This is a genomic window from Peribacillus sp. N1 (genome assembly GCF_054600815.1).
On sequence record NZ_BAAHZO010000043.1, the window covers coordinates 1 to 287 of the forward strand.

Here is a 287-nt window from a genome sequence, read left to right on the forward strand (position 1 = left end):
AATAGTATGTAGTATAAAATAAATGAAATACTTCCAATGAGAGCTGTAGTAATGGTTTTAGCCCTCTGTACTTGTATCAAAAGAGCCGGCCACATGACGATGGGGGCCACCGTATAGGAAAACCACGGATAACCAGGTGTATTGATATAGTTCACTATTATAAGACAAAGCAATAGCATGAAACTTCCCAGCACGGAGAATAGTGTGTATTTCTTTGAGAGTACGCAGTATAGCCACAGAGAAAACAGTAATACAGCCAAGACTGGATAAATAAACCAAGGATATTG

The 287-nt window shown here is 38.7% G+C and carries 1 protein-coding gene; it reads right to left on the reverse strand.

Annotated elements, in window-relative coordinates:
* Positions 1 to 57: 57 nt before the first annotated feature.
* Positions 58 to 287: hypothetical protein (locus ACYP5M_RS26565; protein WP_459735737.1), on the reverse strand; the 230-nt coding region annotated here is incomplete at its 5' end.